Source organism: Photorhabdus viridis (genome assembly GCF_040256935.1).
Taxonomy (GTDB): Bacteria; Pseudomonadota; Gammaproteobacteria; order Enterobacterales; family Enterobacteriaceae; genus Photorhabdus; species Photorhabdus viridis.
On the sequence record NZ_JBEJZY010000594.1, the window covers coordinates 1 to 223 of the forward strand.

The window sequence follows — 223 nt, forward strand, 5'->3', positions numbered from 1 at the left end:
CGATATGCCGGGCGGGGAGCCTATCGGCTCGGTGATTGCCAATTACGAATTTGATGCCAGCTCGCAGGATATTGCCCTGTTGCGTCATATCGCCAAAGTATCAGCCGCGGCGCATATGCCCTTTATTGGCGCGGTCGGACCAGCCTTTTTCGGTAAAAAAACCATGGAAGAGGTGGCGGCGATTAAAGACATCGGCAGCTACTTTGACCGCGCTGAATACATC

1 protein-coding gene is annotated in these 223 nt (G+C 53.8%); it reads left to right on the forward strand.

The window, feature by feature from the left end; translation table 11 throughout:
- Window positions 1-223 (forward strand): type VI secretion system contractile sheath domain-containing protein (locus tag ABR397_RS25780; RefSeq protein WP_350307896.1); only part of this gene is annotated, 223 nt, incomplete at both ends.